The organism is Mammaliicoccus sp. FSL K6-3158, assembly GCF_038005105.1.
GTDB lineage: Bacteria > Bacillota > Bacilli > Staphylococcales > Staphylococcaceae > Mammaliicoccus > Mammaliicoccus sciuri.
In genome coordinates, this window is sequence record NZ_JBBOSL010000001.1 from 1,186,023 (window position 1) to 1,207,868 (window position 21,846).

18 protein-coding genes are annotated in these 21,846 nt (G+C 32.6%); 14 read left to right on the forward strand and 4 right to left on the reverse strand.

All coding sequences use genetic code 11. The annotated features are described in order from the left end of the window. Positions 1–58 precede the first annotated feature (58 nt). Complete coding sequence (locus MHH94_RS05975; protein ID WP_058592046.1) at positions 59–952, forward strand: nuclease-related domain-containing protein; 894 nt, start codon at positions 59–61, stop codon at positions 950–952. A 232-nt stretch (positions 953–1,184) separates the two neighbouring features. Here the strand turns inward: MHH94_RS05975 and MHH94_RS05980 are convergent, their stop codons facing one another. Continuing rightward, complete coding sequence (locus MHH94_RS05980) at positions 1,185–1,814, reverse strand: copper homeostasis protein CutC (RefSeq protein ID WP_058592047.1); 630 nt, start codon at positions 1,812–1,814, stop codon at positions 1,185–1,187. Beyond that, the gene (locus MHH94_RS05985) at positions 1,811–2,869 is read right to left on the reverse strand and encodes a M24 family metallopeptidase (RefSeq protein WP_078355984.1); all 1,059 of its coding nucleotides are present in this window, start codon (positions 2,867–2,869) and stop codon (positions 1,811–1,813) included. Before MHH94_RS05985 ends, MHH94_RS05980 begins: the two co-directional genes overlap by 4 nt. Positions 2,870–2,977: 108 nt before the next feature. On the opposite strand from MHH94_RS05985, the gene MHH94_RS05990 reads away from it, so the two are divergent. Then, the gene (locus tag MHH94_RS05990) at positions 2,978–3,667 is read left to right on the forward strand and encodes a metal-dependent hydrolase (RefSeq protein WP_078355901.1); all 690 of its coding nucleotides are present in this window, start codon (positions 2,978–2,980) and stop codon (positions 3,665–3,667) included. 195 nt (positions 3,668–3,862) lie between these two features. Beyond that, positions 3,863–5,158: a DRTGG domain-containing protein gene (locus tag MHH94_RS05995; RefSeq protein WP_037588511.1), complete on the forward strand. Its 1,296-nt coding sequence runs from the start codon at positions 3,863–3,865 to the stop codon at positions 5,156–5,158. Positions 5,159–5,191: 33 nt separating this feature from the next. On the opposite strand, the gene MHH94_RS06000 is transcribed toward MHH94_RS05995, so the two are convergent. Then, on the reverse strand, positions 5,192–5,542 hold the full coding sequence (locus MHH94_RS06000; protein ID WP_025904319.1) for a YtpI family protein: 351 nt from the start codon (positions 5,540–5,542) through the stop codon (positions 5,192–5,194). 74 nt (positions 5,543–5,616) lie between these two features. On the opposite strand from MHH94_RS06000, the gene MHH94_RS06005 reads away from it, so the two are divergent. From MHH94_RS06005 to pyk, 8 genes are all read left to right on the forward strand, one after another. Beyond that, positions 5,617–6,543: a DHH family phosphoesterase gene (locus tag MHH94_RS06005; protein WP_058592050.1), complete on the forward strand. Its 927-nt coding sequence runs from the start codon at positions 5,617–5,619 to the stop codon at positions 6,541–6,543. Positions 6,544–6,554: 11 nt separating this feature from the next. Next, positions 6,555–9,746, forward strand: a complete 3,192-nt coding sequence (locus MHH94_RS06010) for a DNA polymerase III subunit alpha (protein ID WP_119650439.1) — start codon at positions 6,555–6,557, stop codon at positions 9,744–9,746. A gap of 134 nt (positions 9,747–9,880) precedes the next feature. Then, complete coding sequence (locus MHH94_RS06015) at positions 9,881–11,110, forward strand: NAD(P)-dependent malic enzyme (protein WP_048539603.1); 1,230 nt, start codon at positions 9,881–9,883, stop codon at positions 11,108–11,110. A gap of 19 nt (positions 11,111–11,129) precedes the next feature. After that, entirely contained in the window at positions 11,130–11,585 is a 456-nt protein-coding gene (locus tag MHH94_RS06020; RefSeq protein ID WP_025904315.1) for a FadR/GntR family transcriptional regulator, read from the forward strand. A gap of 18 nt (positions 11,586–11,603) precedes the next feature. Next, a complete protein-coding gene (accD, locus tag MHH94_RS06025) occupies positions 11,604–12,473 on the forward strand; it encodes an acetyl-CoA carboxylase, carboxyltransferase subunit beta (protein WP_025904314.1) in 870 nt (289 codons plus the stop codon). Continuing rightward, positions 12,466–13,410, forward strand: a complete 945-nt coding sequence (locus MHH94_RS06030; RefSeq protein WP_058592052.1) for an acetyl-CoA carboxylase carboxyltransferase subunit alpha — start codon at positions 12,466–12,468, stop codon at positions 13,408–13,410. The genes accD and MHH94_RS06030 overlap by 8 nt, the downstream gene beginning before the upstream one ends. Before the next feature lie 239 nt (positions 13,411–13,649). After that, positions 13,650–14,615, forward strand: coding sequence for a 6-phosphofructokinase (gene pfkA / locus MHH94_RS06035; RefSeq protein WP_048539605.1), 966 nt, complete (start codon positions 13,650–13,652; stop codon positions 14,613–14,615). A gap of 30 nt (positions 14,616–14,645) precedes the next feature. After that, positions 14,646–16,406: a pyruvate kinase gene (pyk, locus tag MHH94_RS06040; RefSeq protein ID WP_048539606.1), complete on the forward strand. Its 1,761-nt coding sequence runs from the start codon at positions 14,646–14,648 to the stop codon at positions 16,404–16,406. 196 nt (positions 16,407–16,602) lie between these two features. Here the strand turns inward: pyk and MHH94_RS06045 are convergent, their stop codons facing one another. Next, complete coding sequence (locus MHH94_RS06045; RefSeq protein WP_048539607.1) at positions 16,603–17,958, reverse strand: amino acid permease; 1,356 nt, start codon at positions 17,956–17,958, stop codon at positions 16,603–16,605. A 427-nt stretch (positions 17,959–18,385) separates the two neighbouring features. Here MHH94_RS06045 and MHH94_RS06050 point away from each other — a divergent pair, with 427 nt between their 5' ends. The 3 genes from MHH94_RS06050 to mdh all read left to right on the forward strand — a co-directional run bounded on the left by MHH94_RS06050 (position 18,386) and on the right by mdh (position 21,816). After that, a complete protein-coding gene (locus MHH94_RS06050; protein WP_048539608.1) occupies positions 18,386–19,504 on the forward strand; it encodes a citrate synthase in 1,119 nt (372 codons plus the stop codon). Positions 19,505–19,552: 48 nt separating this feature from the next. Continuing rightward, the gene (icd, locus tag MHH94_RS06055; protein WP_048539609.1) at positions 19,553–20,821 is read left to right on the forward strand and encodes an NADP-dependent isocitrate dehydrogenase; all 1,269 of its coding nucleotides are present in this window, start codon (positions 19,553–19,555) and stop codon (positions 20,819–20,821) included. A 62-nt stretch (positions 20,822–20,883) separates the two neighbouring features. Beyond that, on the forward strand, positions 20,884–21,816 hold the full coding sequence (gene mdh / locus MHH94_RS06060; RefSeq protein WP_048539610.1) for a malate dehydrogenase: 933 nt from the start codon (positions 20,884–20,886) through the stop codon (positions 21,814–21,816). Positions 21,817–21,846: the final 30 nt, after the last annotated feature.

Here is a 21,846-nt window from a genome sequence, read left to right on the forward strand (position 1 = left end):
AAAATGAGCAGAATACCTATAATTTGATTACATATTATTATTAACAGCAGGTGATTACATGAACAAAACCGAATATATTTCTTATCTTGAAGCTATCGAAGGCTGGACAAATTTGAATTTAGATCAAAGAAAAGAATTGTATATTAACCAAACTGGATTGGAAGGTGAAATGTATTTTAAAGCAATACTAGACACTATCGTTGATGTTAAGTATGTATATAATTTAGAAATCGGAACCTCAAATCATATACAAATTGATTTTTTAGTTGTTTCATCAACAAAAATCTATATTTTCGAAGTTAAACACTATACTGGCGATTGGTATTTTGAAGAAGATTATATTAAATGTACGAATAGTTTAAGATACCCGTCACCGCACATACAAACAAATAAAATTGAAAATAAAATACAATCAATCGTTAATACTCACAATTTACCAAGACAAGTTGAAACCATTATTATATTTACAAATAGTCATTTCAATCTTCACGGTAAAAGACCACAAAATCAAGCAATACTACTTCCTCAAGAACTTTCTAGAGTTCCTCAACTCATTGATACAAATAATCAAGAAGCTAATCAAGAAATCTTAAATATTTTCAAACAATATGAATCTATTCATTCAACCTTTTATCAAAAAGATATTAATATTCTAGAAGATAAAGTTGCATCTGGTTTGAGATGCCCAAATTGTAGAAAATTATTTACTATTGCCTTTAAGAAAAACAAGCATAACTATAGATGTTGTTACTGTAGAAAAGATTTAGGGTATGAGGAGTTAGTATATTTCAACATAAAAGAACTTTTTATCATAAAGAGAAAACCTTTTGATTTTAAAGAAGCTAAAGCATGGTGTTATCCTATACCAATACATACAGTCAGAAGAGTATGTAATAAATACTTTAAAAATACAAATATGCGAAATAAGAAATTTTATCTAGAAAAAAGTTAAAATATCAAGTACGATATTTTTTAAAAAACATACTTGATTTATTTAGTTTTCGGTACATAGGGTGTATCAAATTCTAATAAGGCATTGTTAGTAACAAAAGTCGAGTGAAGTGTAACTAAGGACGCCGTTAGTAACAAAAGTCGGACGAAGTGTAACTAAGCGCCCGCCAAACTAAAAAACAAGTCAACTCCACCAAAAAACCTGAGACGAATTTCGTCTCAGGTTTTTCTTATTATACAATCTTTGTACCGTGTACTTCATCGAATGGTATGTCTTCTATTAATTGTGATAAGTTATCTTTATTAAGTCCGCCACCTGGCATGATTGTAATATTGCCTTTTGAGTGAATCAATAATTTACCTAAATGGTTAATGTTATCAAATATCACACTATCACTTGGTCCGCCATGTGTTAGTATGCGACTGAATTGGTGCTTAATTAACCAATCTAATGATTTTAATTGATGATATGGATTAATTGAATCAAATGCCATATGACAAACGGCAGGTATGATACCACATGTTTCTTTTAATGATTTCATCTTCCATTCGTCAAGATGACCGTGTTCATCTAAACAACCAAATACAAATGCATCAACTTTCAAATCTTTCAATTGTAATATATCTTGTCGCATGATTTCATATTCGAAATAATTATAGTTAAAATCTCCACCGCGAGGTCTAATCATGACAGCGACTTCAACGTTATGTTGATGACATAGTTCTACTGCAATCTTTACCATTCCATAACTTGGTGTTGTGCCGCCAACTGAAAGGTTATCGCAAAGTTCAATTCGATTTGCACCATTTTTAATCGCTTGTTCAATTTGCGAAATTGTTTCTACACAAGCTTCTTTAATCATTTTTGGTAGCCTGTTAGTATGCGATGTCCATCTTCAGTTACAACGATATCGTCTTCAATTCTAACGCCAGCGACACCAGGAACGTAAATTCCAGGTTCAACTGTTAATACCATGCCTGGTTTGAATTCATCCGTATTTGCACTAGAAATGTCTGGGAATTCATGGACGCTTAATCCAAGTCCGTGACCAAGTCTATGCGGGAAGTATTCACCATAACCAGCATTGCTAATAATATCTCTAGCTACTTTATCGCAGTCAGCAATTTTAGCACCTGGTTTAATCATTTCAATTGCTTGTTTGTTAGCATCAAGTACGACGTTGTATATTTCTTGTGCCTTATCAGAAGGTGTGCCGAATGGAACAGTTCTTGTAATATCTGAACAATAACCCTTATAAATGACACCTAGGTCAAATAGTACATATTCATTTTCTTTTAAAGTTCTTTCTCCTGGTGTACCATGAGGAGCTGCTGCATGATCGCCGAATAATACCATAGTATCAAAGCTCATCTTAGAAATACCATGTTGTTTCATAGTTGTTTCAATATGATTTAATACTTCAATTTCAGAAACGCCAACTTCTAACTTATCAACGCCAGCTTGAATAGCTAAATCTGCATATTTAGCCGCTTCTTGTAACAACTCAATCTCGTCATTAGTTTTTACATTTCTAATATCTTTTAATACTTGATCAATATCAACAATTGTTTCTACATTAAATGCTTTTTCAATTTCACGAAGTCTTTTAACTGATAAATGCTCTGATTCTATCGCAAAAGTTTTATAAGATTGTTGTTCAATCAAATCGAATGGTGATTCTGTATCTAAGTATCCAACGATGTTTCCAGTGAAACCTGCATTTTTAGCTTCTTCAACTTCCATTTTTGGACAAAATAGTGTTTCTTCACCATCTTTAGTGACTAATAAGCTAAATAGACGTTCATGTGGTTCAGATAAATAACCTGTTAAATAAAAGATGTTCAAAGGCGTTGTAATCCATGCTGCATCTGCATCTTTATCTTTTAAAAATTTTGCAATTTCATTATGTTCCATTATTCTTCCTCCCAAATCTCTTTCTTACATCATTATTTTAGACTTCTTGATTCATAAATTCAAATTTAGGGTATATAATATACGGAAAAGACAATGTGAGGAGGGAGATTCATGAAAGTATCATTTCATGGACAATCAGTAATCTATTTTGAAAGTAAAGGACATAAAGTGATTGTGGATCCGTTTATAACAGGGAATCCATTATCAGATTTGACGACAGATGAAGTAGAAGCAGATTATATTATATTAACTCATGGTCATGGCGATCATTTAGGTGATACTGTTAGCATTGCAAAAAGAACAGGTGCAACAGTTATAGCGTTACCTGAAGCGATTGATTATTTATCTAATAAACACGGATTAGAAAACTTACATCCAATGAATATTGGTGGAAATATTGAATTTAATTTTGGAAAAGTAAAATATGTGCAAGCCTTTCATAGTAATAGCTTTACAGAAGAAAATGGAGAAATCGTCTATTTAGGTATGCCTGCAGGAATTGTATTAGAAACTGAAGCGGGTACAATTTATCATACTGGTGACACAGGCTTATTCAGCGATATGAAATTAATCGCAGATAGACACCCAGTGGATTTATGCTTTATTCCGATAGGCGATAACTTTACAATGGGCATTGATGATGCTAGTTATGCAGTTAATGAATTTATCAAGCCGAAAAAGGTAGTACCTATTCATTACGATACATTTGACTTTATTAAACAAGACCCTAAAGATTTTGAAAAAGCTGTAACAGAATCAGAAGTGCACATTTTAAAACCTGGTGAAACAGTAGAATTATAAATGTATATGAAAGTAAGTTAAGAAAGCTGAGATGATTTTATCGTCTCAGCTTTTAAGTTTAAGAAGTAAATCTGTATAAAAGATTTAATTTAATGAGCGTTGTTTCAATCTTTTATTTAATTTTTAAGATATCATTTAATACATTAAAAATGTATAATAGAAAGTAATTCATAAAATTTGATAGAGGGTATAAACATGACGAAACATGAGCAAATTATTAAGTATATTGAATCGTTATCTGTTGGACATAAAATCTCTGTCAGACAGATAGCGAAAGATTTAAATGTCTCTGAAGGTACAGCTTACCGTGCAATTAAAGAAGCGGATAATCAAGGGCTTGTAGCATCTATTGATAGAGTAGGGACAGTTAGAATTGAAAGAAAATCTAGAGAACAAATTGAAAATTTAACATTTAATGAAATTGTTAAAATTGTGGATGGTCAAGTATTGGGCGGTAAACAAGGCTTATATAAAACTTTATCAAAATTTGCAATTGGCGCAATGGAATTAAATGATGTCGTTAAATATTTAACTAAAAATACATTGCTGATAGTTGGTAATAGATCAGATGTACAAATGGAAGCTTTAAAAAGAGGTTCTGCCGTGTTAATTACGGGTGGTTTTGAAGCGAATGAAGATATTATAAATTATGCTGATGAACACGAACTTCCGATTATTTTATCAAATTATGATACATTTTTAGTTGCCAATATTATTAACAGAGCTATATATGATCAAATGATTAAAAAAGAAATTTTAATGGTTGAAGATATTATGATCCCCATTGAATCAACTTCTTATTTAGATGATAAACAAAAAGTGCGAGATTGGAACGAATTATCTCAACAAACATCTCATACGCGTTTTCCAGTTGTTGATAGTGAAATGAAAGTTGTAGGAATTTTAACGAGTAAAGATATTGTTAACGAAGAACAAGATAAAAGTATTAGAACGTTGATGACTAAATCACCTATTATTGCACATTTAAATACGACCATCGCAACTTGTGCCCATCTTATGATTTGGGAAGGGATTGAATTGTTGCCTGTTGTATCTACCTCTAAAGTATTAATCGGTATCATTTCTCGTGAAGATGTATTGAAGACGATGCAATTAATGAGTAGACAACCACAAATAGGTGAAACGATTCATGACCAAATTGCAAAACAAATCACAATGGACAACGGTAATGTTGTGGTGAATATATCTCCACAATTAACCAATCAATTCGGTATGTTAACGAAATCTGTTTATATTGCAGTTATTGAAGAAGCGTTACGTTATGAAATAAGAAAAATGAAAAAATCAGAAATCATGATTGAACATATAGACATTTATTATTTGAAAACTGTTCAAATCGATGACGATGTAGAAGTGAAGATTACAACATTAGATATCGGTAGAATATTTGCTAAATTCGAAGTTACGATGGTGAGCGGTAGTGCGACTGTTGCGAAAGCATTACTAATGTGTCAAATTCTCGAAAAATAAAAAGCGTTATGTTATACAACGCTTTTTAAAATATTATTGATGTTTTTTTTGTTCGAATTCTTCCCAAGCTTTGTTCTCAATCGGTAAGTTACCTTTAAAGTATTTACTTGCTCTATAGCCATAAGACACGTTTAAAATACCAAAGAATAATAATACTAAAACAATAATATAAGTGACTAATGTTGGAAATAACAATACTTGGTCTGCTGCAAATGCGATCATAAATATACCAAAGTAAAATCTTGAACGTGCTTTATGATACGCTTTTCTAACGTCACGTTTCGTTCTAAATGAACGTGCTAAATTTAAAATAGCGAATATTAAAGCAATAATCATAACTGTTACTGCTAAAGCAACAAGTGTAGACATAATTTCAGATGACATGTTTGATTCCTCCTACCAAGTCGAATTATATCAATTAATAAAATATAAGTAAATATAAAGAAAGAAGGATAACAATGGAAGAAATATTAAATAAAATAAAGCAATATGAAACAATTATTATACATAGGCATGTTAGACCAGACCCAGATGCATACGGATCTCAATTAGGTTTGAAATATATACTACAAGATGCTTTTCCTGAAAAGCATATTTATGCAGTCGGGCAACCAGAACCGACGCTAACATTTATTGGAGATTTGGATAAAATTGCAGATGAAACATATAATGGTGCACTCGTGATTGTTTGTGATACAGCAAACGCGCCACGTATAGATGATAGTCGCTTTAATACAGGTGCCGAATTAATTAAGATTGATCATCATCCACCAGTAGATTCATATGGTGATATTAATTTTGTGAATACTGAGGCGTCATCTACAAGTGAAATAATCTTTGATTTAAATAAATCATGGAATTTAAATGGTTCTAACGTAAGTGAGAAAGCAAGTAGAGTCTTATATCTAGGCATTGTTGGTGACACGGGTAGATTCTTATTTGATAATACGTCAACACATACAATGGAAGTTGCAGCTGAGTTAATGACGAAAGAATTCGAACGTACTAAATTACTTAACCAACTGAGTGAAAGAGACCCAGCTTTACTTCACTTCCAAGGATATATACTTCAGAATTTCAAATATGATGGTGAAGGATTCTGTTCAATTAAGATTACGAAAGATATACTTGAACAATTCAACTTACAACCTAACGAAGCTTCATTATTCGTGAATACCGTTTCTGATATTAAAGGATTAAAAGCGTGGGTATTTGCTGTCGATGAAGGAAAAGAAATAAGATGTAGAATTCGTTCAAAAGGTATAAAAATTAATCATATCGCAGCTCAATATAACGGTGGAGGACACCCAAATGCCTCGGGTGCATCTGTATATAGCTGGGAAGAGTTTGATGCATTAGCAGCAGATATTAAATCTGAAATATAGGAGGTGAGCGCATGGTAAGTCATTTAAATATTCATTCATCATATGATTTGCTCAATTCAAGTGTCAGAATACCAGATGTTGTTCAAAAAGCTAAAAATGAAAATTATCAAGCGCTTGCTCTTACAGATTTAAATGTTCTGCACGGTGCTTTACAATTTTATGATGCATGTATAAAAGAAGATATAAAACCAATCTTCGGATTAACCATTTATTTAGATGACCAACTCAATCAAGTTGAATGTGTGGTCTTAGCTAAAAATATAACAGGCTATCATAATTTAATTAAGTTATCTTCTGCTATTTCCATAAAAGAAAGATTTTCAGCACCCATTGAATGGGTGAATGCTTATTCAGAAGGACTTATAATCATTGGTAAACAAATCAATGAAGCTAACTATTATTTATTCCAAGCTATAACAATTGAGGAAGATGATAAATATATTTCACATGATTCTATGATTGAAATGGATCATAAGAAAGTTTTTATGAAGTCTGCACTTTATTTGAATGAAGATGATGGTGATAGTTTAATTGCACTTCATGCAATTAAAAATAATGAAAAATTAACGATGAGTGATTTTCAACAAAACTTAAATCATCATTTTTTAACTAAAGAAGATATATCGCAAATTAATATAGATGAAACGTACATACAAAACACAGACGAAATAGCTCAAAAATGTCATGTTGAAATTGAGTATCATCAAGATTTATTACCAAAATATAAAACGCCTGATAATCAATCAAGTGATGAATATCTTTGGGAATTATTAATGAGGAATAAATCTAAGTATCCACAGTTTAATGAAGTATATGAAAAAAGACTTAAATACGAATACGATATTATTGTAAAAATGGGATATTCAGATTATTTCCTAATCGTTAGTGACTTAATTAATTATGCGAAAGAGCAAAATGTATTAGTTGGACCAGGACGTGGTTCATCTGGCGGGTCTCTTGTTAGTTTTATTTTAAATATTACAACTATTGATCCGATTGAATTTGATTTGTTATTTGAAAGATTTTTAAACCCAGAACGTGTGACGATGCCGGATATTGATATCGACTTTCAAGATACTAAGCGCGATAAAGTGATTCAATATGTTCAAGAAAAATATGGTGATAATCGTGTTGCTGGGATTGTAACTTATGGACATCTTCAAGCGAGAGCAGTAGCAAGAGATGTAGGTAGAATATTGCAGTTTGATGATGCTACACTCAATTACATTTCAAAATTAATTCCGCATAAATTAGGTATTACATTAGACGAAGCATTTGAAGATGATGCGTTTAAACAATTTGTTAACCAGAATCATTTGCATGAAAAATGGTTTCAACTAAGTAAACAATTAGAAGGTTTACCGAGGCATACATCGACCCATGCAGCAGGTATCATTATTAATGATCAGTCATTACACCAATTTGTACCAACAATGATGGGTGATACGGGTGTTTTAACGCAATGGACAATGACAGAAACTGAAAAGATCGGTCTATTAAAAATCGACTTTCTTGGTTTAAGAAATTTATCGATTATTCAACAAGTGGTCAATCAAGTGAAATATCAAGAAAATCAAATTGTAGATATCGAAAAAATATCTTTTGATGACTCTAAAGTCTTTCAACTATTGTCTAAAGGTGAAACAACAGGTATTTTTCAGCTCGAATCTCAAGGTGTTAGAAGTGTATTAAAGAGGTTAAAGCCTGACCATTTTCTCGATATTGTAGCAGTTACATCGCTATATAGACCTGGACCAATGGAAGAAATACCAACATATATTAAAAGACGTAGACAAAATGCAGAGATAGAATATTTACATCCAGACTTAAAAGAGATATTGAAATCAACTTATGGCGTTATTATTTATCAAGAACAGATTATGCAGATTGCGAGTAAGTTCGCAGGATTCTCATATGGTGAAGCGGATATTTTGAGACGTGCGATGAGTAAGAAAAATAGAGCAGTGTTAGAAAATGAAAGAAAACATTTTGTGAATGGAAGCTTAGAAAGAGGTTACGAGGAATCAACAGCTGTAAAAATATTTGATTTAATACTGAAGTTTGCAGACTATGGTTATCCAAAAGCACATGCTGTAGCATATAGTAAAATCGCGTATATCATGACTTATTTGAAAGTCCATTATCCGACATATTTTTATGCTGCGATTCTTTCTAATGTAGTTGGTAATGAAGTTAAGACAGAACAAATGGTAACGGAACTTAAAAGAATTGGTGTAAAAATATATCCACCGTCCATTAATCATAGTGAATGGTTCTATAAAGCAACTAAAAAAGGTATATATACGTCACTTGGTGCAATTAAAGGTGTTGGTTATCAAAGCGTAAAAGTGATCGTTGATGAAAGAAAAGCAAATGGAACATATAAAGATATGTTTGATCTTGTACATCGATTACCTAGTAAAGCGAAAAGTAAGAAAATGATACAAGCACTTATATATGCTGGAGCTTTAGATGATTTTGGTCAGACTAGAGCGACATTGTTACAGTCTATTGACGATGTTTATGAAAGTAGCGAGTCTGTTGGAGATTCTAATAATTTATTGAAAGAATTAGGTTTAAACGTAAAGAAAGAATTTAAAGAAATTGAAGAAATGCCTAATCTTATGAAAAGTGAATATGAAAAAGAATACTTAGGGTTCTATGCAACTGAACATCCAATCATTTCATTATTCAATCAACATCAATATTTATCTATTTATCCATTAAGAATAGACCATAATAAAGTGCCGATGCTCGTAATGATTGCCTCACTAAGGAAAATTAGAACTAAAAAAGGTCAAAATATGGCTTTCGTCAATTTAATAGATGGGCTAAATGAAGTTGAAGGGGTTATATTCCCTGATGCATATAAACAAATTGAAACAACTGATATCATTAATGTCCCAGTAATTATCAATGGCAAATTCGAAAAAAGAAACGGTAAGACACAAATTATTATTAATCAAATAGATACATTAGAAGCATTTAAACAACATAAATTTAATACGACAAAAGAAGTCGTCGTAAGAAATGTAGAAGATTTAGCAGAGTGGATTACAAAAGACCACGATCGTTATATTAAAGTAACGTATTTTAATGATGAAGATTATAGTTCAAAAATGCTTGGCTATTTAAACTTAAATCATGGTAATTTTGAAGAATTTATTCATAAAATAGGTTATGAGAATGTACGCCTTTTATAGTCTTTATTAATTAAATAATTTATGATATAGTATTCTTCATGGTGGTCTGACCACTATGAAGAATTTTTTAATTTAATTATAGAAATTTAATGTATAATAAAGGGATAGATACATACAATGAAGGGATGATTATTTTGTCATTAAGAGATGATGCACTATATATGCATAAAGAAAAACAAGGTAAATTAGGCGTTTATGCCAAAGTTAAAGTTACTAATAAAGAGGAATTAAGTCTTGCTTATTCTCCAGGTGTCGCAGAACCGTGTAAAGATATACATGAAGACGTCAGAAAAGTATATGACTATACAATGAAATCAAATGCAGTAGCTGTTATTACAGATGGTACAGCTGTATTAGGTTTAGGTGATATAGGTCCTGAAGCAAGTATTCCTGTTATGGAAGGGAAAGCGGTTTTGTTCAAAAGTTTTGCTGGTGTAGATGGTGTGCCAATTGCACTGAATACGACAGACGTTGATGAAATTGTGAATACTGTTAAACTATTAGAACCTAACTATGGTGGTGTTAACTTAGAAGATATTTCAGCGCCTCGATGCTTTGAAATTGAAGAACGCCTAAAAAAAGAAACTAAAATACCTGTCTTTCATGATGATCAGCATGGTACGGCTATCGTAACTGTTGCTGGTTTGATTAATGCATTGAAAATTACTGACAGAAAATTATCCGATATAAAAGTTGTTTTAAATGGTGCAGGTGCAGCTGGTATTGCAATTATTAAATTATTATACAGTTATGGTGTAAGAAATATGATTATGTGTGATTCTAGAGGTGCGATTTATGAAGACCGTCCTTATGGTATGAATCCTACTAAAGACTTTGTTGCGAAATGGACAAACAAAGATAAAACAGAAGGTCAATTATCAGATGTTATTAAAGATGCGGATGTATTCGTAGGTGTATCTGTTGAAGGCGCATTAACAAAAGAATTAGTTGAAACAATGGCTGAAGACCCAATTATCTTTGCTATGGCTAATCCAGTTCCTGAAATTATGCCAGATGTAGCAAAAGAAGCGGGTGCTAAAGTTATTGGTACAGGGCGTTCTGATTTCCCTAACCAAATTAATAATGTATTAGCATTTCCTGGTATTTTTAGAGGTGCATTAGATATTCGTGCAACTCATATAAATGAAGAAATGAAACAAGCAGCAGTAGAAGCAATTGCTAATCTTGTTTCAGAGGATGAATTAAATGCTGATTATGTCATTCCTGGACCTTTCGATCCAAGAGTTGCACCATACGTAGCGAAAGCTGTAGCAAAAGCTGGTATGGAATCAGGTGTAGCACGTATTGAAGTTGATGTTGATGAAATAGAACGTAGAACATATGAATTAGCAGACTTGTCATAATTTTGGAAGGAGACTCACGTTGGATAAAGAAAAGCAAAAAGGATTAATCAAGATTGTCGAACAAATTCAGTCAATTATTGTTGAAAAAAATATTCAAGTGGGTGAAAAACTGCCTTCCGAAAGATTTTTAAGTGAAACGTTAAATGTTGGACGTTCAAGTATCAGAGAAGCCCTAAGAGCATTAGAACTTTTAGGAGTGATACATACTAGAAGAGGTGAAGGTACATTCTTAAGTGATATGTACCAACACCAACTTTTTGATTTAATCGGAAGGTTCTTAATTCATAACGAATCACAATTAGATGAAATTAATGAATTAAAATGGATGATTGAAAATTTCTGTGAAGAACACAATAACATTGAAACAAATTCAAAAGAAGAACTTGTTTCAAATAATAATAATCAAATTATGTATATGATTTGGAAGCTACTCTCTCAATATAGTGATAGATTTGAAAGAGACAATTGTAAATAAAATCAGGGGGATAGTGACATGTTTAAAGACTTGTTCAATCGTAGCCAGAAAAAGAAAAAATATGTAACTGTTCAAAACAGTAAAGATAATGACGTGCCTGAAGGTATCATGACAAAATGCCCTAAATGTAAAAAAATCATGTATACGAAAGAGCTCGTGCAAAACTTAAATGTCTGTTTTAACTGTGATCATCATATTGCATTAACTGCTCACGATAGAATTAGAGCTGTGAGTGATGAAGATGCATTTAAAGAGTTTGATGTCGGTATGACTGCTTCAAACCCATTAGAATTTCCTGGATATGAAGAAAAATTAGAAAAAGATAGAAAAAGCACTGGTTTAAATGATGCAGTCGTTACAGGTGTAACGTCAATTGACGGTATTCCTTATGGTATCTGTGTTATGGATTCAAGATTTAGAATGGGAAGTATGGGTGCAGTAGTTGGAGAGAAAATTTGTAGAATTGTAGATTATTGTGCAGATCATAATTTACCATTTGTATTGTTCACAGCGAGTGGTGGTGCAAGAATGCAAGAAGGAATCATCTCACTAATGCAAATGGCAAAGACAAGTGTATCCATTAAACGTCATAGTGATAAAGGCTTACTATTCATTTCATATATGACACACCCTACAACTGGCGGCGTTTCAGCGAGCTTTGCTTCTGTAGGTGATTTAAACTTTGCAGAACCGAAAGCTTTGATTGGATTTGCTGGTAGAAGAATCATTGAACAAACGATTAGTGAAAAACTACCTGACGATTTCCAAACGGCGGAATTTTTATTAGAACATGGCCAATTAGATAAAGTTGTACATCGAAAAGATATGTATAAAACTTTAAGTACTGTGCTCAAGATGCATCATAACGAGGTGAAAGACAATGCTTGAATTTGAAAAACCTTTAGTAGAAATTAAAGAAAAAATAGCATCTCTACAATCTTATCAAGAAAAACATGATGTAGACTTAACAGATGAAATAGAAATGTTGGAAGCCACTTTAACAAAAGAAACTGAACACATTTATAATAATTTAAAGCCTTGGGATAGAGTACAAGTTGCGAGATTACAAGAAAGACCTACAACTTTAGATTATATCCCTTACATATTTGATGATTTTATCGAACTTCACGGTGATCGAACTTTCCGTGATGACCCAGCTTTAATAGGTGGATTGGCTTACTTTAATGGGTTACCAGTGACAGTTATAGGGCACCAAAGAGGTAAAGACACTAAAGATAATATTTTTAGAAACTTTGGGATGGCACATCCAGAGGGATATCGTAAAGCATTGCGTTTAATGAAGCAGGCTGAGAAGTTTAATAGACCGATTATTACGTTCATTGATACGAAAGGTGCATATCCTGGTAAAGCTGCAGAAGAACGTGGACAGAGTGAATCTATTGCTAAAAACTTAGTCGAAATGGCATCTTTAACAGTACCTGTTATTTCTATTGTCATCGGTGAAGGCGGAAGCGGTGGTGCGCTTGGGTTAGGTGTAACCAATCGTCTACTTATGTTAGAAAATAGTACTTATTCTGTTATATCTCCGGAAGGTGCAGCAGCATTATTATGGAAAGATTCTGGGCTTGCTCAAATGGCAGCCGAAACAATGAAAATTACAGCACCTGACTTATTTGATTTAGATGTTGTAGATGAAGTTGTTAAAGAACCATTTGGTGGCGCTCATAAACATCTAGAATCACAAGCTTCACTTATAAAGACATCAATTGAAAAACATCTTTCAGACTTAAGAACATTAAATGCAGAAAGTTTAGTTGAAGATCGTTTTAAAAAGTATCGTAATATAGGAAGTTATATCGATTAAGATATAACAATTGAAAAGAAAATGATTTATACGGATATCATTTCTTTTTATAAATTTATGTATATGTGCATAATTGAATTAAAATTAAGCGATTCCAACTTTTGAAAAATTACAAAAGTTGGAATCTTTTTTTAAGAAGACGTTTACATATTTAAATAACAGTAGTTTTAATGGAATCAAGCCAATATTTGTGTTATTTTTAAATTAACAAACATATAACAAGAGAGGTCTGTATATTTATGAAAAAAATTGCGGTTTTAACGAGCGGTGGAGATTCACCAGGGATGAACGCAGCAATTCGTGCAGTTGTTCGTAAAGCTATTTATCATGATATTGAAGTTTATGGTGTTTACCAAGGTTACTTAGGCTTAATAAATGATAATATCAAAAAACTTGAATTAGGTTCAGTTGGGGACATGATTCAAAGAGGTGGTACATTCCTTTATTCTGCTAGATGTCCAGAATTTAAAGAAAAAGAAGTGCGTGCAAAAGCAATTGAAAACCTTGAAAAAAGAGGCATAGAAGGATTAGTTGTTATCGGTGGAGATGGAAGTTATAGAGGTGCACAAAGATTAAGTGAAGAAGCTAAAAATCTTAAAACAATCGGTGTTCCCGGTACTATCGATAACGATATTAATGGTACAGACTTTACAATTGGTTTTGATACAGCGCTTAACACAATCATTGATGCTGTTGATAAAATAAGAGATACAGCATCAAGTCATGAACGTACTTTTATTATTGAAGTAATGGGGAGAGATGCTGGAGATTTAGCACTTTGGTCAGGTTTAGCTGCTGGAGCAGAAACAATTTTAATACCAGAAGTTAAATCGGACATTGAAGAAATAGCTGAAAAAATTCAACATGGTATGGATAGAGGGAAAAAACATTCTATTATTATTTGTGCTGAAGGTGTCATGACTGGTAATCAATGTGGGGAAGAATTGAAGAAATTTATTAACATTGATACAAGAGTTTCATGTTTAGGCCACATTCAAAGAGGTGGTACACCTACTGGAATGGATAGAGTGCTTGCTTCTCGTTTAGGCGGCTATGCAGTTGAATTACTTATGCAAGGTGATAGTGCTAAAGCAGTTGGAATTCAACAAAATGAACTTACATGTACTCATTTTGATGAAATATTCCAAGCAGAACATAACATCGACAATAAAATGTATAATTTAGCACATCAATTATCTATATAAAAAAAGAAAAACTACGGAGGTCATTTTAATATGAGAAAGACAAAAATTGTATGTACGATAGGTCCAGCATCAGAATCAGAAGAAATGTTAGAAAAATTAATGCTTGCAGGCATGAACGTTGCTAGATTAAACTTTTCACATGGAAGTCATGAAGAACATAAAGGTCGTATAGATACAATTAGAAAAGTAAGTTCTAAATTAAATAAAAATATTGGTATCTTATTAGATACTAAAGGTCCTGAAATTAGAACACATAACATGAAAGATGGTTTAATTGAGCTTACTAAAGGTAGTGAAGTAACAGTTAAAACAACTGAAGTAGAAGGTACTAAAGAAGCGTTCTCAGTTACTTACGAAAAATTAGCTGAAGATGTAGAAGTCGGATCAACAATTTTACTTGATGATGGTTTAATTGAACTTACAGTTAAATCAGTAGATATCGCTAAAGGTGAAGTTCACTGTGACGTCCAAAACACTGGCGAATTAAAAAATAAAAAAGGTGTTAACTTACCGGGTGTTAAAGTAAACCTTCCTGGTATTACTGATAAAGACGCTAGTGATATCCGCTTCGGTATCGAAGAAGGTGTAGACTTTATTGCAGCTAGTTTCGTAAGACGTCCATCAGATGTATTAGATATCCGTGCAATTTTAGAAGAAAAAGAAAATAACGTTATTAAAATTATTCCTAAAATTGAAAATGAAGAAGGTATTGAAAATATCGATGAAATTCTTCAAGTTTCAGATGGTTTAATGGTTGCACGTGGTGATATGGGTGTTGAAATTTTACCAGAAGCAGTTCCAATGGTACAAAAACAATTAATCCAAAAATGTAATAAATTAGGTAAACCAGTTATTACAGCAACACAAATGTTAGATTCAATGCAAAGAAACCCACGTTGTACAAGAGCAGAAGCAAGTGACGTAGCGAACGCAATTTACGATGGTACAGATGCAGTGATGTTATCTGGTGAAACTGCAGCAGGATTATATCCAGAAGAAGCAGTACGTACAATGCAAAATATCGCAGTAGCTGCCGAAGATGCTCAAGATTACAAAAAATTATTATCTGATCGTTCAAAAATGATCGATACGAATTTAGTTAATGCAATCGGTGTATCAGTTGCACATACAGCTTTAAACTTAAACGTAGAATCAATCGTTGCAGCAACTGAAAGTGGTGCTACAGCTCAAACAATCTCTAAATATAGACCACATTCACACATTATTGCAGTTACACCTAATGAAACAACTGCACGTCATATGACATTAGTATGGGGCGTATTACCAGTTGTGAAAAAAGGTAAACAAACAACTGATGAATTATTAAATAATGCTGTTTCAACAGCTGTTAACACAGGTTTAGTTGATAATGGTGATTTAATCATTATTACTGCAGGTGTACCAACAGGTGAAACAGGTACAACTAACTTAATGAAGATTCATTTAGTAGGTGATGAATTGGCTAAAGGTCAAGGAATCGGTCATCATTCAACAGTAGGTAAAGCTGTAGTGGCAAATACTGCTGACGACTTAAAAGGTAAAGATTTAAGTGAATCAATCGTTGTTACACAATCAACAGATGCTGATATGGTTCCATATTTAGAAAATGCTAAAGGAATTGTAACAGAAGAAGGCGGATTAACTTCACACGCAGCAGTTGTAGGTCTTAACTTAGGCGTTGCAACAATCGTTGGTGTTGAAGGCGCTCGCGAAAAAATAGCAGATGGTACATTAATCACATTAGATCCAAAACAACACAAAGTGTTCGAAGGATATGCTAACGTATTATAATAAATAAAAAAGAGACTGGGATATGATTTCCTAGTCTCTTTTTTTATTTATGAATGCGCATATACTGTTATAAGCAGTTTAGTCCAAAGGTGCAAATACTGGGGTCGTTATAATATATAAACAAGTAAACTAAAAAGGGGCAAAAAAAACATCTCATTTACTGATTTATTTAGTAAATGAGATGTTTTTATTTACTTTATTTAAATACTTTACGTTTTTGATTAAAGTACATGATTGTCAAAATGATAAACCAAATTGGTGTAATTAATATAGCGATTAATGTGACTTTATTTGTCATTAATAACACGAATACGAAAATAAAGAATATTAATGTAATCCATGCTACCGGGACACCACCAGGTAATTTGAAATTAGATGCTTTGTTTAATTCTGGTGATATTTTACGATATCTAATATAAGCAACAACAATTAATGACCATACTACTAAGAAAAGTACGGTTGATACAGATGTTACATATTTAAATACTTCACCAGCATCTTTAATCACGTAGTTTAAAAGTACTGAAATCATTAATAAGAAACAACTAAATAGTGTTGCTTTATAAGGGACACCAGTTTTGTTTGTTTGACCGAAACTTTTGTTTGCTTGTCCATTTTGTGATAAACCATAAAGCATTCTACTATTTGAGAAAATACCACTATTACAAGATGATGCTGCAGCTGTTAAAACAACAAAGTTGATAATTGCTGCTGCGATTGGAATACCAATCAGTCCAAATAATTTTACGAATGGACTTTCGGCAGGGTCGATTTTGTCCCAAGGTGTAATAGACATGATGATAATAAGTGAACCTACATAGAAAAGCATAATTCTAATTGGTACACTGTTAATCGCTCTTGGTATTGTCTTATGTGGATCTTTCGTTTCACCAGCAGTAACACCGATTAATTCAATACCTACAAATGAGAAAGCTGCCATTTGGAATGATAAGAAGAAACCATTCATACCATTTGGGAAAATACCATCATGGTCCCAAATATGTGTTAATGAAGCTGTACCGTATGGTGTTTCATATGCCATTACGATCATGATAATACCGACAACGATTAATGCTACGATCGTTGTAATTTTAATAATAGAGAACCAGAACTCTAATTCACCAAATAGTTTAGCAGTCATTAAATTCATTGTCATTAATATGAGTATTGTAAATAATGCTGTAATCCATGTTGGTATGTCAGGAAACCAAAAACTTATGTATTTTGCTACTGCAGTTACTTCAGCCATACCAGTGACAATCCAACAGAACCAGTAAGTCCATCCTGTTATATATCCTGCGAATGGTCCGATATATGTATGCGTGACATCTGCAAAAGAATGAAAATCTGTGTTTGAGAGTAATATTTCCCCTAGAGCTCTCATAAACAGAAATAAAATTAAACCAATAATAATATAGGTCAGCAGTATTGAAGGGCCTGCTGAACTAATTGTTTCGCCAGCACCTAAGAATAAGCCTGTACCTATAGCACCACCTATCGCAATAAGTTGTACATGCCTATTGCTTAATTCCCTTTGTAAATTGTTAGCCATATAAACTTTATCCCTCTTTCATATACAAACTTTTATGTTATTATTATGCGCTTACTGTAAGAAAATAGCAATTAAAAAATGAATGTTTAACAACTGTTTGATACCTGTTATCATGATTTATTATTTTTATCATATATAATAATAAAAATGAATGGATGAACGATGAAATGACCTATTCTGATTAAAATGATAGGGTATTACTAACTCGTAAATCCTTATGTGTTCACGTTTTTGAGATATATTTTATTTACTATAGCAATATTATAAAAAATATAAAATTACAACTGTTTATTTTTATTCATCTAAAATTACTAAAGAATTTAAAGTTTAAAAGTCCTTCGCATTCACAAATCGTAAGAAATTATATATAATGATAGATGAAAGCCATTACATATATGGGCAATTATTTAGTAAGGGGGATATTATTATGGCACAAGTAGCAAAAGGGTTAGAGGGCATCATTGCTTCTGAAACTCAAATTAGTTCAATCATAGATAATCAATTAACTTATGCAGGTTATGAAATAGATGATCTAACTGAAAATGCTTTATTTGAAGAAGTCATGTTTTTACTATGGAATTTAAGATTACCAAACAAAGAGGAATTAGCAGAACTAAATGAGAAACTACTAGGATATATGACTTTAAACCCTAGAATGTATACACATTTCGAAGATTATGCGACTGATAAAGTTCATCCAATGACTGGATTACGTACTTCATTATCATATTTAGCACATTTCGATCCAGACGCTGAAAAATTTGATGAAGAAATGAACTATGAACGTGCAATTAGAATTCAAGCGAAAGTTGCATCTTTAGTAGCAGCATTCTCTCGCGTAAGACAAGGTAAAGAAGTTGTAAAACCTAAAAAAGATTTAACATATGCAGCAAACTTCCTATATATGTTAAGAGGTGAAGTTCCAACTGATGTTGAGGTAGAAGGTTTTAACAAAGCGTTAATTTTACACGCTGACCATGAATTTAATGCTTCAACATTTACAGCACGTGTAACAGTTTCGACTTTATCTGATATGTATTCAGGTGTGACAGCAGCAGCTGGCGCATTGAAAGGTCCATTACATGGTGGTGCTAACGAACAAGTTATGAAAATGTTAACTGAAATTGGTACTGTCGACAAAACAGATGATTACATTAAAGATAAAATCGCAAATAAAGAAAAAATTATGGGCTTCGGACACAGAGTATATAAAAATGGTGATCCGAGAGCGAAGTACTTAAAAGAAATGAGTCGTCGTATTACAGACGAAACAGGTCAAAAAGAACTGTTTGAAATTTCTTTAAGAATTGCTGAAATTATGAAAGAAGAAAAAGGATTATTACCTAACGTTGACTTCTACAGTGCAACTGTATATCACAGCATGGGTATTGATCACGATTTATTCACACCAATTTTCGCAATTAGCCGTATGTCAGGTTGGACAGCTCATATTCTTGAACAATACAGAACAAATAGAATTATGAGACCAAGAGCTGAATATACTGGTGAACGTGATCGTAAATATGAACCAATTGAAAACCGTTAATTTAATTAATATAATATAACTAACAAATTTAGATGGAGGAATCATATAATGACAGCAGAAAAAATTACAACAAATCAAGGCGTTTTAAATGTTCCAAATAATCCAATCATCCCATTTATTATCGGTGATGGAATCGGACCAGATATCTGGAATGCAGCAAGTAGAGTATTAGATGCAGCTGTAGAAAAAGCATACAATGGCGAAAAACAAATCGAATGGAAAGAAGTATTAGCAGGTCAAAAAGCATTCGATGAAACTGGTGAATGGTTACCAAATGAAACTTTAGAAACGATTAAAGAATATTTAATAGCAATTAAAGGTCCATTAACTACACCAATTGGTGGCGGTATTCGTTCATTAAACGTTGCTTTACGTCAAGAGTTAGATTTATTCACTTGTCTACGTCCAGTACGTTGGTTTAAAGGTGTTCCTTCACCAGTTAAACGTCCTGAAGATACAGATATGGTTATTTTCCGTGAAAATACTGAAGATATTTATGCTGGTATTGAATTCCAAGAAGGTTCAGATGAAGCTAAAAAAGTTATAGACTTCTTACAAAATGAAATGGGTGCTAAAAATATCAGATTCCCTGAAACTTCAGGTATCGGTATTAAACCAGTTTCTAAAGAAGGTACTGAAAGATTAGTAAGAGCAGCAATTAACTATGCGTTCGATAATAATCGTAGAAATGTTACATTAGTTCATAAAGGTAACATCATGAAATTCACTGAAGGTGCATTCAAAAAATGGGGTTACGATTTAGCTGAACGTGAATTCGGAGATCGCGTTTTCACTTGGCAACAATATGATAAAATTGTTGAAGAAGAAGGTAAAGATGCTGCTAATAAAGCACAATCAGATGCAGAGGCTGAAGGTAAATTAATTATTAAAGACTCTATCGCTGATATCTTCTTACAACAAATTTTAACACGTCCTGCTGAATTTGATGTAGTAGCTACAATGAACTTAAACGGTGACTATATTTCAGATGCATTAGCAGCTCAAGTTGGTGGTATTGGTATTGCACCTGGTGCAAACATTAACTACGAAACAGGACATGCAATTTTCGAAGCGACACACGGTACAGCTCCTAAATATGCTGGTTTAGATAAAGTTAACCCTTCATCAGTATTATTAAGTGGTGTATTAATGTTAGAACACTTGGGTTGGCAAGAAGCTGCTGACAAAGTAACACAATCTGTTGAAGCTACAATTGCTTCTAAAGTAGTAACATATGACTTTGCTCGTTTAATGGATGGCGCAACTGAAGTTAAATCTTCAGAATTCGCTGATGAATTAATTAAAAATTTACCATAATAGGATGTTATTTGAGGAAGGTTATTTATTAACCTTCCTTTTATTATAAGGAGATGAACAATATGGCAAGAAAGAAAATTTCAATCATTGGAGCAGGATTTACTGGCGCTACAGCTGCATTTATTGCAGCTCAAAAAGAGTTAGGTGATATTGTACTTGTTGATATGCCTCAATCTGAAAACCCAACAAAAGGTAAAGCGTTAGATATTGCAGAAAGTGCACCGGTATTAGGTTTTGATTCAAAAGTAACAGGTACTGCTAATTATGAAGATACAAAAGATTCAGATGTTGTCATTATTACAGCGGGTATTGCAAGAAAGCCTGGAATGTCACGTGATGATTTAGTACAAACAAATCAAAATGTTATGAAATCCGTAACAAAAGAAATTGTTAAATATTCACCTAATTGCGTTATCTTAGTCTTAACAAATCCAGTTGATGCAATGACTTATACAGTGTATAAAGAATCAGGATTTCCGAAAGAGCGCGTGATTGGTCAATCTGGCGTATTAGATACTGCTAGATTTAGAACATTTGTTGCTGAAGCATTAGATCTTTCTGTTAAAGATGTAACAGGATTTGTATTAGGTGGTCATGGAGATACAATGGTTCCACTTATTAGATACTCAGCAGCTGGTGGCGTACCTTTAGAAAAGTTATTATCTGAAGAAAAAATTGCTGAAATTGTTGATAGAACAAGAAAAGGTGGAGCTGAGATCGTTAACTTACTTGGTAATGGTTCGGCATACTATGCACCAGGAGCAGCTTTAATTGAAATGACAGAAGCAATATTAAAAGATCAAAAGAGAGTATTACCTTCAATTGCTTATTTAGAAGGTGAATATGGTTATCAAGACATTTATTTAGGTGTACCAACTGTATTAGGATCTAATGGTATTGAAAAAATCATCGAGTTAGACTTAACTGATGAAGAAAAGCAATTACTTGATGAATCTGCTCAGTCTGTTGAAACAGTAAAGAATATTTTACAATAAAATAACAGTTGAAAGGCGCATTCTGCTTTG